This is a genomic window from Candidatus Microthrix parvicella Bio17-1 (assembly GCF_000299415.1).
Taxonomy (GTDB): Bacteria; Actinomycetota; Acidimicrobiia; order Acidimicrobiales; family Microtrichaceae; genus Microthrix; species Microthrix parvicella.
This window is the reverse complement of the sequence record NZ_AMPG01000002.1, coordinates 286,156-298,821: the sequence shown is the minus strand read 5'-3', so window position 1 is coordinate 298,821 and position 12,666 is coordinate 286,156. Positions and strand designations below refer to the sequence as shown.

14 protein-coding genes, 3 tRNA genes and 1 riboswitch are annotated in these 12,666 nt (G+C 68.1%); of the genes, 8 read left to right on the top strand and 9 right to left on the bottom strand.

Annotated features, from left to right (window positions below):
• Window positions 1–45 precede the first annotated feature (45 nt).
• Window positions 46–118 (top strand) — tRNA-Asn (locus MPARV_RS0109635).
• Window positions 119–236: 118 nt separating this feature from the next.
• Here MPARV_RS0109635 and MPARV_RS0109630 read toward each other — a convergent pair.
• From MPARV_RS0109630 to MPARV_RS25545, 4 genes are read right to left on the bottom strand one after another with little or no spacing between them, the layout of a single operon-like run.
• Complete coding sequence (locus MPARV_RS0109630; protein WP_012227730.1) at window positions 237–1,073, bottom strand: ECF transporter S component; 837 nt, start codon at window positions 1,071–1,073, stop codon at window positions 237–239.
• On the bottom strand, window positions 1,070–2,686 hold the full coding sequence (locus MPARV_RS0109625; protein ID WP_020378082.1) for an ABC transporter ATP-binding protein: 1,617 nt from the start codon (window positions 2,684–2,686) through the stop codon (window positions 1,070–1,072). The genes MPARV_RS0109630 and MPARV_RS0109625 overlap by 4 nt, the downstream gene beginning before the upstream one ends.
• On the bottom strand, window positions 2,683–3,843 hold the full coding sequence (locus tag MPARV_RS0109620; protein ID WP_081582213.1) for an energy-coupling factor transporter transmembrane component T: 1,161 nt from the start codon (window positions 3,841–3,843) through the stop codon (window positions 2,683–2,685). The genes MPARV_RS0109625 and MPARV_RS0109620 overlap by 4 nt, the downstream gene beginning before the upstream one ends.
• A gap of 16 nt (window positions 3,844–3,859) precedes the next feature.
• Entirely contained in the window at window positions 3,860–5,152 is a 1,293-nt protein-coding gene (locus MPARV_RS25545; protein ID WP_238538851.1) for a hypothetical protein, read from the bottom strand.
• Between MPARV_RS25545 and MPARV_RS24710 the strand changes: the two genes are divergently transcribed.
• The 3 genes from MPARV_RS24710 to MPARV_RS0109590 all read left to right on the top strand — a co-directional run bounded on the left by MPARV_RS24710 (window position 5,139) and on the right by MPARV_RS0109590 (window position 6,072).
• Window positions 5,139–5,276 (top strand): hypothetical protein, encoded by a 138-nt coding sequence (locus MPARV_RS24710; RefSeq protein ID WP_020378079.1) that lies wholly within the window; start codon window positions 5,139–5,141, stop codon window positions 5,274–5,276. The two genes, MPARV_RS25545 and MPARV_RS24710, sit on opposite strands and share 14 nt — an antisense overlap.
• Window positions 5,277–5,425: 149 nt before the next feature.
• A riboswitch (cobalamin riboswitch) is annotated at window positions 5,426–5,556 on the bottom strand.
• A 58-nt stretch (window positions 5,557–5,614) separates the two neighbouring features.
• Window positions 5,615–5,687: transfer RNA gene (locus tag MPARV_RS0109595), tRNA-Ile, on the top strand.
• A 130-nt stretch (window positions 5,688–5,817) separates the two neighbouring features.
• Window positions 5,818–6,072 carry a hypothetical protein gene (locus MPARV_RS0109590; protein WP_155852506.1) on the top strand — a complete coding sequence of 85 codons (255 nt, stop codon included), beginning with the start codon at window positions 5,818–5,820 and terminating at the stop codon, window positions 6,070–6,072.
• A gap of 25 nt (window positions 6,073–6,097) precedes the next feature.
• On the opposite strand, the gene aqpZ is transcribed toward MPARV_RS0109590, so the two are convergent.
• The 3 genes from aqpZ to MPARV_RS0109575 form a co-directional block, all read right to left on the bottom strand.
• On the bottom strand, window positions 6,098–6,865 hold the full coding sequence (gene aqpZ / locus MPARV_RS0109585; RefSeq protein ID WP_051011989.1) for an aquaporin Z: 768 nt from the start codon (window positions 6,863–6,865) through the stop codon (window positions 6,098–6,100).
• A 95-nt stretch (window positions 6,866–6,960) separates the two neighbouring features.
• The gene (locus tag MPARV_RS0109580) at window positions 6,961–7,701 is read right to left on the bottom strand and encodes a DUF2510 domain-containing protein (protein WP_012227745.1); all 741 of its coding nucleotides are present in this window, start codon (window positions 7,699–7,701) and stop codon (window positions 6,961–6,963) included.
• 5 nt (window positions 7,702–7,706) lie between these two features.
• A complete protein-coding gene (locus tag MPARV_RS0109575) occupies window positions 7,707–8,267 on the bottom strand; it encodes a hypothetical protein (protein ID WP_012227747.1) in 561 nt (186 codons plus the stop codon).
• A 196-nt stretch (window positions 8,268–8,463) separates the two neighbouring features.
• Here MPARV_RS0109575 and MPARV_RS0109570 point away from each other — a divergent pair, with 196 nt between their 5' ends.
• The 3 genes from MPARV_RS0109570 (at window position 8,464) to MPARV_RS0109560 (ending at window position 9,893) form a co-directional block, all read left to right on the top strand.
• A complete protein-coding gene (locus tag MPARV_RS0109570) occupies window positions 8,464–9,246 on the top strand; it encodes an inositol monophosphatase family protein (protein WP_020378075.1) in 783 nt (260 codons plus the stop codon).
• Window positions 9,247–9,255: 9 nt separating this feature from the next.
• Entirely contained in the window at window positions 9,256–9,795 is a 540-nt protein-coding gene (locus MPARV_RS22610; protein WP_012227751.1) for an NUDIX hydrolase, read from the top strand.
• A gap of 24 nt (window positions 9,796–9,819) precedes the next feature.
• Window positions 9,820–9,893, top strand: a tRNA-Val gene (locus tag MPARV_RS0109560).
• Window positions 9,894–10,007: 114 nt separating this feature from the next.
• On the opposite strand, the gene MPARV_RS0109555 is transcribed toward MPARV_RS0109560, so the two are convergent.
• Entirely contained in the window at window positions 10,008–10,625 is a 618-nt protein-coding gene (locus MPARV_RS0109555; protein ID WP_012227753.1) for a class I SAM-dependent methyltransferase, read from the bottom strand.
• A 98-nt stretch (window positions 10,626–10,723) separates the two neighbouring features.
• Between MPARV_RS0109555 and MPARV_RS0109550 the strand changes: the two genes are divergently transcribed.
• On the top strand, window positions 10,724–11,818 hold the full coding sequence (locus tag MPARV_RS0109550) for a site-2 protease family protein (RefSeq protein ID WP_012227755.1): 1,095 nt from the start codon (window positions 10,724–10,726) through the stop codon (window positions 11,816–11,818).
• Window positions 11,819–11,856: 38 nt separating this feature from the next.
• Here the strand turns inward: MPARV_RS0109550 and MPARV_RS0109545 are convergent, their stop codons facing one another.
• Window positions 11,857–12,567 carry a DUF4230 domain-containing protein gene (locus MPARV_RS0109545; protein ID WP_157789540.1) on the bottom strand — a complete coding sequence of 237 codons (711 nt, stop codon included), beginning with the start codon at window positions 12,565–12,567 and terminating at the stop codon, window positions 11,857–11,859.
• Window positions 12,568–12,666 lie beyond the last annotated feature (99 nt).

Genomic DNA, 12,666 nt, shown 5'->3' with positions numbered 1-12,666 from the left:
GGTTGGCCGATGCGGGCAACCCCGCTGCTAGAGTAAGTGGTCCATTCCGGGGTAGCTCAGCTGGCAGAGCGTCTGACTGTTAATCAGAATGTCGTGAGTTCGAGCCTCACCCCCGGAGCAGTATCGAAGGCCCCCACCCGCCGGTGGGGGCCTTCGTCGTGGTGGCCTCGAGCCGGCGTCGGTTGGGCGGCGAGAAGGTAGGGCCAACCGCTCGGGTGATTGCTGCCCGCAGTGGGTCAGCGGTGAACAAAGTGGGCGCGTTTGGCGGCGCGGCGCAGGGCGAGCAACACCGGAGGGCCAATTGCGATGGTCATGATCACGGTGCCGACTGAGCGGGTGAGATCCCACCCAAGTGAGGTGGCCAGATAGAACGCCCAGTAGCGGCGCAACGTCTCGGACAGACCTCCGCCGGGCTGGTAGCTGATGCGCTCTGCTCCGGCGGCGGCAAATGGCCACGACCACAGGTTGAGCAGCGCTCCGTAGAGCAGTCCGGTGAGCGCCCCGTAGGCGGCCGCCACCCACAGCTCGGCGCGGGTTCCCCGGCCGGGCAACCATCCTGCACCGGCGCCGATCCAGGCCATTCCAAACATTTGGAAGGGCAACCACGGGCCGATGCCTCCGGTGATGATCGCCGAGGCGAACATCGTGGTGGCTCCCAGAATGAAGCCGAACCCCGAGCCGAGGACCGAGCCCGCCAGGACGATGAGAAAGAACATGGGGTTGAAGCCGGTCACGCCGCCCCCGGCCATGCGCAATGCGGTTCCGGCGGCGGTCAGTACCCCGAGCAGTCCGATGGCCCGGGCGTCGAACCCTCCTTCGCCCAGCTCGATGGCGGTCACCAACACCAACAGTGGCAGCAGGAGGGCCATCACCACGACGGAGTCCTGAGCGTGGGCCATGCTCGCTGCGCCCTGCTGCGGGGACCCGACGAGAAACGGCCACAGATAGGCCACGATGCCGACCAGCGACGTCAGGGCGAGTACCGCCACGGACCGAGGCCGCAGGTTGATCGCCCGCTGTGGGCCAACCGACAGCACCGGTCGCCGTTGAACAGTGGTCTCGGCGGAGGTCATCGCTGCGCCTCCAGCGCTGCGGTCACGTCGTCGACGGTGAGGTAGGGCAGCGGGTGCAGAATGCGGGCGACCTGGGGAGCCAGCGTGGGGGAGTGGGTGACCACCTCGGTGGCGGGTCCGTCGGCAACGATCTCGCCGTCGGCCAGCACGACCGCCCGGTGGGCCACCTCGGCCACCAACTCCACGTCGTGGGTGGCCAACAGCACGGCGGTGCCGCGGCTGCTCAGTTTGGCCAGCCATGATGCCAGTGCCTCCTTTGCCCGGTAGTCCAGTCCGGTGGTGGGCTCGTCGAGCAGCACGACCCTGGGCTCGTGGGCCAGCACCAGGGCCAGTGCCAACCCCAGGCGCTGGCCCGCAGACAGGTCGCTGGGGTGGGCGCCCGGGTCGATCCCGGGCAGCAGCGCTTCGAGTGCGGCCGCGGTGACCCCGGGCGCAGTGCCGGTTTCCCGGTCGGCCTCGGCGACCTCCGCAGCCACGGTGGTGGCGGACAGCAACAGGGTGGGATCCGACGGCACCACGCCGACCAGTCGCAAAAAGTGGCGTCCACGCAACGTGAGCGGGTTTTCGCCGTCGATACGCACCCGGCCCTTGTCCGGGGCGCGCCCACCGCCGAGCGTGGAGATCAGGGTCGACTTTCCGGCGCCGTTTCTGCCCATCAGCGCCGTCACCTCGCCCGGGTGAAGTGCCAGGTTGAGGCCGCTGAGCGCCACCCGGTCGCCATAACGGACCCATACGTCCTCGGCTGTGGCGATGGGTTCGCTGCCGGCGGGGACCGACCGCCTTGTGTGGCCGGGTGGCTCGGCCGGCAACTCGTTCCGGAGGGTCGCGGCGGCCCGGCGGGCGTCACGCACCGAACGAGGCAGCGGATCCCAACCGAGACGTCGGCCCAAATGGATCACCGGTGGGGCCACTGGAGCGTTGACCAACTGGGCATCGGGTGGTCCGTGGCTGACGGCGCCCGAGCCGTCGACGATGATGATCGAGTCGGCGTACTGCACCACCCGCTCCAGACGATGCTCGGAGCACACGATGGTGAGTCCCAGGTCGCCGACCAGCCTGGTGAGGGCGGCAAGTACATCCTCGGCTGCTTGCGGGTCGAGCGCCGAGGTTGGCTCGTCCAACACCAGGACGCGTGGCTGAGCGGTCAGCACGGCGCCCAGCGCAACGCGCTGGCGCTGCCCGGAGCTCAGGGTGGCGATCGGCCGGTTGCGAAGATCGGCCAGACCCAGAAGGTCGAGTGTGTCCTCGACCCGGCGGCGCATGACGTCTGGCGCCAGGCCAAGTTGCTCCATGGTCCAGGCCAGTTCGTCCTCGACCACGTCGGTGACAAAGCTGGCGTCCACCCGCTGAGGTAGGTAGCCGACGGTTGCGGCCAGGTCGCGTGGCGGCGCCGACGAGGTGGCGATGCCGTCGACGGTGACCGAGCCCGCCAGGACGCCCCCGGAGAATCGGGGTACGAGCCCGCAGATGGCGCCGAGCAGCGTGCTTTTGCCCGAACCGGTCGGGCCGGTCACCAATGCCAGGTCGCCCTCCGGAACGGTGAGGTTGACATGATCGAGCACCACCGGAGTGTCCGTCGCATAGGCGAAGGAGACGTCGTCAAAGCAGATCATCGGTCCGCCCCGGCGTTGGGGAGGGGTACCGGCGGGGATGTGGGCGTCGGGCCACCGCCGGAGAAGGCGGCACAGCAGTAGGCGACCGCCAGTCCGGCGATGGCGATTATCGCCAGAGGTGGTGCCTCGGGCGGGTTGGTGCCGGGAGCCAGGACCACTGCGTTGAGTCGTGCCTGGACGATGCTTCCACCCAGCGCCGCAAGGCCACCGGCGACCAGTACCCAGTCGGAACCGGTCCAGGCCAGCGGCCGATATCGCGTGCGAACGCTGCGCTTGGATGCTCCCCGGAGTGCGAAGGTGATCAGGATCGCACCGGCGGCCATTGCTGCGGCACCGACCACCCGCGAACCGCCGGCATTCAACATCATGAAGGCGCCAAGTGATGCCACGACCACGGCGGCTGTGAGCAGCCATGTTGCGGTACGTCGAGCGCCCGGATCCTCCCCGGGACGTCGCCCGCCGTAGCCACGGGCCTCCATCGAGGCGGCCAGGGTGAGGGAATGGTCGAACGAGCCCTCGAGCACGGCCGTGATCGAGCCGCGCATCCCCCGGATGCCGCGGTGCGGCCGTCCCCGCAGCCGTCGCGTCTCGGCGAGTCGCCGCACATGTTCGGCTGCCGCGGGGGTCACCGTGAGGGCCACCGTGGTGATGACCCCCAGCTCGGCCACCCCATCGGGCAGGGCGCGGACGGTGCGATGGGGGCTCACCAGCGACGCCGGCACCGTGAAGGCGGCCAGCAGCGCGATCAGCCGCAGCGATTCCACGACACCGGTGAACATTGCGCCGGTGGTCACCGGCCCGCCCACAGAAACCCCCGCCATCCAGGTGGGCAGGTCGAGCGTCGGGAGGGTCAGAAGCACGGTGCCGGGGGTACGCGGGGCGAAGGCGGCCACCAGGCCCAGACGCAACACCCCCATGATGACGGCAAAACTCAGCACGTACCGCTGGATCCGAGACCATGGCGAGTCGGGGTCGGCCCGCGCGACGACCACCTGGGTCGCCACTGCGATGACCAGTGCCAAGACGATCACGTTGGTGGTTCGAAGTGACGCGCCCGCGAGCAGCAGGCTCCAAATCCACCAGGCCCCCGGATGGCCGGCATCACCGGGATCGAGAACCTGAGCAGGATCCTTCACGCCCAACGAAGAGTGCTTCACGTGTGTCGACCCGGCTTCACGACAAGCGGCGTCGCCGGAGCCACCTGGCCGAGACGAACGAGCCGCCGATGGCGCCGATCCCGATACCGGCGCCCCACCACCCGGTCGATGAGGACTGCTTGGAGCCGGGCACCGTCAAGTCGCCCGCCTGGGCCACGTTGGTGACCCGGCCAATGTCTTCGCCGTCACCTCGGGCCAGGGTGGTGGGGCCCCCTTGCGGTTTATTGACTGCGGAGGTCGTGGTGAGACTCGAAGACGCGGATGTTGGCGATGCGGATGTCGGGTTTGCCTTGGCCCCGTCGACGGTATCGCCCGCTTGGGGCAGCGTGGCGGTGCGGCCGGTAGGTTCGACTGCAAGCAATTGAGGCGTTTGGTTGACGCTGCCTTGCCGTGGACCGGTCGGCGAACCGGGTGGTTTGGCGGCGGTCGGCGAGCCTGCCGCCGGCGAACCGGGTGGTGAGGTGGCGGTCGGCGAACCGGGTGGTGAGGTGGCGGCCGGCGAACCGGGTGGTCTGGCGGCGGTCGGTGAGGTGGCTGTCGGCGGGGTGGGTGGTCTGGCGGTGGTCGGTGAGGTGGCTGTCGACGGGGTGGCGGACGGCGCGCGAGTTGTTGGCGATGCCACCGGCCCTTGCGGGGGAGCCGTCAGGCGGGTGGGAGCGGAGGTGGCAGGTTCCTTGGTCGCCTGGGTGGTTCGGGTCGCCTGGGTCGCCTGGGTGGTTTGGGTGGTTCGGGTCGCCTGGGTGGTCTGGGTCGCCTGGGTGGTTCGGGTCGCCTGGGTGGTTTGGGTGGTTTGGGTCGCCTGGGTGGTCTGGGTCGCCTGGGTGGTTTGGGTGGTCTGGGTGGTCTGGGTGGTCTGGGTGGTCTGGGTGGTCTGGGTGGTCTGGGTCGTCTGGGTGGTTTGGGTGGTCGGAGGAGGAGGTGGCGGGCAGATCCGCTCACGGTCGGCCGGAAAGCGGGGTGACGGCCCGCTGGCCGCCAGGGTTCCTTCGGTCTGGAACCGCCAGCCCTCGACCGAACTGTTGGTCATGCGCCTGCTCGCTGGGCCCGTGTTGCTGAACACCCAGCTTCCGGATCGGCCATCCCAATAAGACCAATAGGCATAACTGTTGCCCGTCTGCTCGCCACAGCCGGTTGCCGGATAGCCATCGATGGAACACAGCAGACCGGACCGGTCGTAGGTCGGCGGCGGCGTATTCAAGATTTGAGCTCGTGCGGCCAGGAACTCCGCACCGTTCCTCACGCTGGCGTTCACTTCGAAGCAGCGGGCATCGGGCACGGCCGACGTGCCGGTGTCAATGACCACCGCCACGCGGGTTCCACCGCCGGCGCTGGGCGAGCAGGGGGCACCGGGTGCCGCCCCTGCGGGGGCTGCGACCCACGCCGGCGCCACCAAGGCCGCCAGAGCGAAGACGGCTGCCCAGCGTCTCACCTGATACCCATCCGATGCCGTGCAATCAGTAGCTCAGCGCCAAGTGCAGGCCACGGGGATCGCTTGTGCGCCTCGGCGACTGCCTGCATGGTTCTCTCCCGGGCACGGCGACGGGAGGAAAGTCCCGCTCCGAACCGCGCTTCCTCGACGGTTGACTTGGGAGCGCACGGGCCCGGCATTCCGGCTTGTGAGGACTGGCCTCACCTACGGCTGCGGGTCAGCGCCGGAATCTGACCGGCTTCCCCGAGACCTCGTGTGATCGAGGCCAGTCAACCCGATGGGAGCTCCTGGCGCAAACCCAATGGGCGCCACTGGGCAGGTCGCTACCATGGCCGGGCGTTCGGGCCTGTAGCTCAGTGGTGAGAGCAGAGGACTCATAATCCTTCGGTCGTGGGTTCGATCCCCACCAGGCCCACCCGAATCGACCACACAGCCCTTACCTTGTTGGTAGGTCCTGAGCAAGACTTGGGGCTGACCGCTCGACATGGCGGCCAGGGCTCGACCCAGGTCGGATCAGTGCGTTTCGGTGGGCGTTTGTGGTGCTCGTGCCGCTCTTGCCCCTGCTGGTGGTGCTCGACCACTTGCGGATGCACGGTCGACCGGGACTTCTGGGCGCGATCAGCACACCGCTGGTCTGGGTCTTCGGCGTGTTTCGGGTTGGTTTGCTGAGCCTCGTCGCCCCTGCCCTCCCGCGGCCGGCCTCCCGACGCAACGTGTGGTGGGTGATGGCCACGGTGGTGACCGCCGCAGGGGTCACCACCGTGTTCGCACGTGTCGAGTTGGCCGGGCGCCGGCGCTGAACACCCGCTCGGCCAACGGAACGCCTTACCGGGTGGGTTCGGGCGAGGCGATGGTCGGCACGATGACGTCCTCGGGGTCGCCGACGAAGTAGCGGTGGATGAGGGCGCCGATGGCGGCCCCAAGAATTGGCGCAACCCAGAACAGCCAGAGCTGCCCCAGCTGGTCGGAACCGGCGAAGATCGCCTGCGAGGTGGAACGGGCCGGGTTGACCGAGGTGTTGGTCACTGGAATGGAGATGAGGTGGATGAGCGTCAGACACAGCCCAATCGCCAATCCGCCCATGCCGGGTGCGGCCCGCTTGGCGGTGGCCCCGAGGATCACGATGAGGAAGACGGCGGTGAGAACCACCTCGACGGTGAACGCGGCGCCCAGGGAGTACCCGCCCGGCGAGAACTCGCCGTAGCCGTTTGAGGCGAATGCGCCGGCACCCTTGCCGATCTTCCAACCCGCCTGACCCGATGCGATCAGGTAGATCACCGCTGCACCGATGGTGGCCCCGATCACCTGGGCGATGATGTAGCCGATGGCCTTGATCGGCTCGAAGCGACCGCCGACGACGAGCCCAATGGTGACCGCCGGGTTGAAGTGACCACCGGATACGTGCCCGACGGCGTACGCCCCGGTCAGTACGGTCAGCCCGAATGCAAAGGCGACTCCTGCGAAGCCGATGCCGAGGCTGGTGCCGTTGGCTCCCGTGCCAAAGTCGGCGGCCAGCACTGCGGCGCCACAACCGCCCAGCACCAACCAGAACGTTCCGATCATTTCGGCGGCGAGCGCCTTTGGGTGAAACATGGTCATCCCTCCCGTCGAGGAGGCCGGCGTCCGTCGCCGACGCTCCGACGAAGTTAACCGAGGCCTGGGTCCACAGCGGGGATGATGGGAAGTGCCTACCGCCCGAAGAACGAACTGATCGCGTCGCTGAGCGGATCGACACCCGCAGTCGATCGGGTCACGGTCGACTGGCCCGGACCGGTGATGGGATCGCGACTGCGTATGCCGTTGCGGGCGACGTGCTCGGTCCACTGCGCACCGTCCCAATAGCGATGGGTGAAGCGGTGGGTGGGATCGGGGAACCACCCCGCCGGTCCGGTTGCCGCCCTCGACGTGGCAGGGCCAGAGGACGCGGCGGGGGCTGAAGCCGGTGTTCGGCCCGTGGGACGGGTTGAGGACCAGCCGGTGGTTTCGGTGCCGGGGTGATGGGAGGGCTCGGGAATCAGGCTCTCGGCCGTTTGGAACTTCGGGGCCGCCACCCGGGAGCCAACCGTGTACCGCTCGCCGATCGTCGAGACCTCGCTGACCGGAATGGGCGCGGCGTTCAGGCTGAGCCGGTTGGCGGCCGTGTTCAGCCGGGAGGCGAAGGTGCGTGCGTCGGAGCCTTTCCTGACCGGCACGGGCACCGCCATGGTGAAGCCGTCCCCGGTGACGACGAGGAACAGGCCACTTTCACCCCGACGGGAGCGAAGCACTTCCTGAGTGGCTTCGTCCAGCGTGATGCGGCCCGCAGCGGCGTCACGGCGCAACGCAGCCGGCGTCTTGACCGACGCCCGGGCATCGGTCAGTGGATGGTCATCGGTGCCGTGCACGATCCGGTCACCGGTGACGCGTACTCCCCGAAACGTACGTTCCACCGGAGTCAGTCCTCGAGCCAGGCCGGCGCACGGTCCAGCAGAAACTCGCTGACCACACCGCACTTCTCCAGCTCGTCGGCCAGGTTTTCGGTACCCATGAACACCTGGCCGAGCGATACCTCAACCCGCGCGACGATGGTGAGGCTGCGCTCGGCGGGGTCGGTCACCGAGGCGTAGGTGTCGATGGCTGAGACCTCGATGGGCAGGTCGGTGCCGCCCACCCCTGCCAGGTCGGTGGCCAGAACCAGCAGGTCGGGGCCGGAGGGCAACGGCGGGAGCGACCATGTGAAGATCAGCGGGATCGTGAATCGATCCTCCGGCTCTTCGGCCTCCCGTAACTCCATGATGTGGTCCTCGAAGGCCAGCAGCACCCGAGGATCGAGTTCGACGGCCACGTGAAGGTCCAGCGGCCCGCCGCAAGCCGCCTCGGGGTGGAGGTCCACCTCCCAGGCCTGACGCATGGAGTAGGTCTCCACGAAGTGACGCTCATCGTGGACGTGGAAACCATGCTCCACCGCCTGGTCTTTCAAACCGGCGATGTAACCGGCAAGGTCGATGACGGCCACCAAGGGTCCTTTCAGGCTTGGGTTGGGCACAGGCAACGGAATGATCGGGTGATGCACCCGTACCTGGATGACCACAGGCTGTCACGGACGCGCCCTGCGGCGCCATGGGAGTGCGACCCGGGGAGGAGGCGCCACGCCACCGAGCACTGTTGAACCCCGGGTCGCACGTCGGTCGGCGAGCGGTCAGGATGGACCGATGCAACCCGCCGAGGCTCTCAAACTGCTCGATCGGGTGGCCGCCGACATTCTGGCCGCAGTGAACGAGGTGACCGACCGGCGCGCCCGCAGCGACCGTCCGGGTCAGTACCAACTGGATCTGGTGGCCGACGGGGGAGCGGTGGCAACGCTGACTGCTGCGGGGCTCGGCGTGCTGTCCGAAGAGTCCGGTCGGCACCACCCGGAGCGATCGCTCCAAGTGGTGCTCGACCCGGTTGACGGGTCAACCAACGCATCACGCGGGCTGCCATGGTGGGCCACCTCCGCCTGCGTTCTCGATGATGAGGGCCCATGGGTATCGCTGGTTCGGAACCAGGTTCTCGGCACCACGTACACGGCGGTGCGGGGCGGGGGCGCCCAGCGTGACGGTCAACCGATGACGCCGGTCGCAGCGCCGTTGGTGGACGACTCGATGGCGGCGATCAACGGGACACCCGTATCGCACCTGGGGTGGAAGCAGTTCCGCAGCTTCGGGGCCGCCGCACTGGACGTGTGTGCGGTCGCCGAGGGCACCCTCGACCTGTACCTAGACGCCACCACCACCGGCAACGCCCAATGGGACTTCCTGGGCGGCCTGCTGGTGCTGACCGAGATGGGCGGGGTGATGCTCGACGCACAGGACCGGCCGGTGGTCGCCGTGTCGCCCCCCGAGCGCCGTCAGCCCATCGTGGCCCGCAGCCACGAGGCCGCCGCCGAGGCGCTGCGGAGGGCGCGTGCATCAGGGTGGTGGCGAACCCCGGTGCGTTGGGACACCTCCAAGTAGCCTGAAACGATGCTGAGTGCGCTGCATCGCCTGGGTTTGGGCGCTTACCGTCTGTTGCCCACCCGGGCCCGTCGCATGGTGGTCAGGTTGCTGTCGCCCACGTTTACCGCCGGGGCCATCGCCGTGATCCTCGACGACCGCGACCGCATGCTGGTGGTGCGTCAGGCCTACCGAGGCCGGTGGGGCCTGCCAGGTGGGTTGATGAAGCGTGGAGAGCTTCCGCTGGACGCGCTCCGCCGTGAGGTACGCGAGGAGGTGGGCATCGCCATCGTGACCGATGGTGGTTCCGAGGTGGTGCTCGACCCTGAGCCACGCCGCATCGATGTCGTGTTTCTCGCACGTCCGGCTGCCGGCGCAGGCGAGCCTCGACCGTGCTCGGTGGAGATCGAAGCGGTCCAGTGGGTGACCCCCGACGGCCTTCCGCCGATCCAGATGGAGACCGCGATGGCACTTGAGCGACTGCACGTCACCGGGCATCTCCCCACGGCGTGGCACGGCGTCGCCGAAACGGCGGTCGACAACTGGCGTCAGTCGATGGGCCCCGCCTGATCAGCCGCTACGCTCGGCCGCTTCGGGCGCTTAGCTCAGCTGGTTAGAGCACCTCCCTTACAAGGAGGGGGTCGGGGGTTCGAGTCCCTCAGCGCCCACTCTCACTCCCGTTCGCCACGTAGGCGTGGGCCTTGAGGGAGTGCAGGGTGTGAGAGTCGTACCACAAGGCCCACCGAAGCCAACCTCCTCGGCCGCCCCGAGCGTGTTGGCGTTCAGGCCGGGATGGCAACCCCCTCGTACAGCGCGGTGGAGAAGCGTGGGCCCGGCATGGAGTGGTGTTCGCTCTCGACCAGATCGAAACCAGCGGCCCGCACCAGTTCGTCGGCGTCGCGGGTGAGGTGACACCCACCCGCCAGCACCTTCCACACCGGCTCGATGCGTCGCTGCCAGACGGCCACCTTGGGGTCGGGGTGCAGGCCGTGCTCGAGGTAGCGGAATTGTCCACTTGGCTTGAGAACCCGCCGGGCCTCGGCCAGCGCCGCCTCAACATCCGGGATGGTGCACAGCGTGAACGCCGCGACCACCGTGTCCACCGACGCGTCCTCCAATGGGAGGCGCTCTCCGTCGAGGGCCACCCAGCGCACGGGCCGTGCAAAGTCGCTGATGCGGGCCGCCGCGCGGTTGCGTGCGCCCGTTGCCGGGTCGACCGCCAACACCTCGGTCACCGCTTCCGGATCGTAGAATTCCAGGTTGGTGCCGGTTCCGAAGCCCAACTCGACCACGGTGCCGGACGCGCCGGGCACGACGTGGGACCGGTGCTTCTTGATGTGGCCCGTGCTGAGCACACGGTCGATGATCGGTGGAAGCACGCGGTTTGCGTAGAAGCCCATGGGGCCATCCTTGCCGGTCGGTACGCGATGTGCGAGCGGCCCCCAGAAACCGCTCCGGGTGAGGGCTCGGGAGGCCCCGCCGCCCGTAAGATGGCCTGGTGCGAGCCACGCTGCGAATCGGTCGACTCTTCGGTGTGCCCCTGTACATCCAGTGGTCGGTGCTGATCGTTGGCGGACTGATCGCATGGCTGACCTCCAACTCGCTCGTCAGCCGCGCCGGCGTCGACACCTCCACCGGCATCTCGCTGGGCCTCAGTTTCGTGGCCGGCTATCTGGTGTCGGTGCTTGTGCACGAGGTGGGGCACACGGTGGCGGCCCGTCACTTCGGCATTGGTGTGAGGCGCATCTCGCTGTTGTTCTACGGTGGCGCGGCCGAGCTGGAATCGTCGCCGCCCGACCCGGTGTCGGAGTTTTGGGTGGCGCTGGCGGGGCCGATCGCCTCGGCCGCATGCGCGGTGGTCGCAGTGGTGGGACATCGCTACGCAATTGGGGCCGAAGCCTGGCTGAGCGCCGGCATCCTGGGGGCCCTCGCCTGGGCCAATGTGGCCATGGTGGTCATCAACCTGCTGCCCGGGTTTCCGTTGGACGGTGGACGGGTGGTGATGGCACTTGTCTGGTGGGGTACCGGTGACCGCCGCCTGGCGCATCGGGTGGTCAGCTTCTCGGGGCTTGCCATGGGCGTCTCGCTGCTGGCAACCGGTGCGCTGTTCCTCTGGTGGGGTCGGCCGCTGTTGGGGTTGTCCGCCTGGTGGGCGCTGATGATTGGCTGGTTCCTGGTGATGGCCTCGAACCTGCGGTCGACACGCGTCCCGGTTGGATGCGTGAGCGACCGAATGGGCCCCATCGCCCCGGCGCAGGCGGCATGGGCCCCTTCGGGCTGGTTTCTGGCCAACGTGGTCGAACCAAATCCGGCCTACGAGTACTTCCCCTTGGCCGATGAGAACGGTCAGTTGGTGGGAATGGTGTCGGAATCGCAGGTGCGCGGCGCCGTCGCCACAGCGCCGGCCGCCACGCCCGTCGCCCGGGTCGGGTGGGCGCTTGGCGACCTGGCCTACTCCACGCCGGACGAGTCGCTGGGGGATACCGAACCTCGTCGCAGCGCAGCGGCGTCCCAGGTCACCATGGTGTTACTCGGGGGTCGCCCCGTCGGGGTGGTGTGCGACCGGACGGCACCTGAACCGGCAGGTGCATGAGCCGGTCCGGTCATGAGCTGGTCCCGTCATGATCGGGTTTAACCGGCGCCGCTGATGTCGACGGGCTGATCCGGCGCCGTCGGTGCGTCGGCGCTGAAGATCACGGTCACGTCGGAATAGCCGAGCGAGCCCATCATGGCCACCAGCATGTCCTCGGTGTTCTGCTTCGCCAGACCGGTCAGGTCGCTGGCTTGAGCGGCCGTCGACATCTCGTTTTCGGCCTGCACATAGAGCGGCTGGTCATCCACCGGCTGGTCGGCCAAAAAGTCCTCGACACGGTTCAAGAGTCCCCGTTCCCGGCTGTACACCCGTGTCTTGGAGTTGTCGATACGGGTCTTGGTCAGGGTTGGTGGTGGAACTGTGATGACGACCGACTTGTTGACCTCGTCGACGACGATGGCGTCGGCTTTGAGCCCACTGAAGTCGACCTCGGCGTCCACCTCACCGGCGGCCACCATCAAGGTGCGTTCGCCGGCCAGGATCGAGGGGAGGCCCTGGGTGTCCTTCTCGACGTCGACGAGCACCTGAAATGTGCCCGACGCAGCCTTGAACTGGTTGAGTTTGGTTAGGCGCTGGAGCACCGGGGTCTGAGTGCGGTCGACAGTTTCAGAACGGCCGAATACCGGGATGATGCCGCTGAGCATGAGCACGAGCGCACAGGCGAGCACCACCATCACCGCCATAAAGCCACCGCCTACGGCCATGCCGCCCCGTCGGGCTGCAGATGCTTGCTGACGGCGGATTCCCATAAAGCGCATGGTACCCATGCATCGCCTGTCCCAAGCACCAAGCGGGGACGAAGCAAAGAAGGCGCTGAGCGCCTCCTTTGCTGAGGCTCGTTGGAGGGA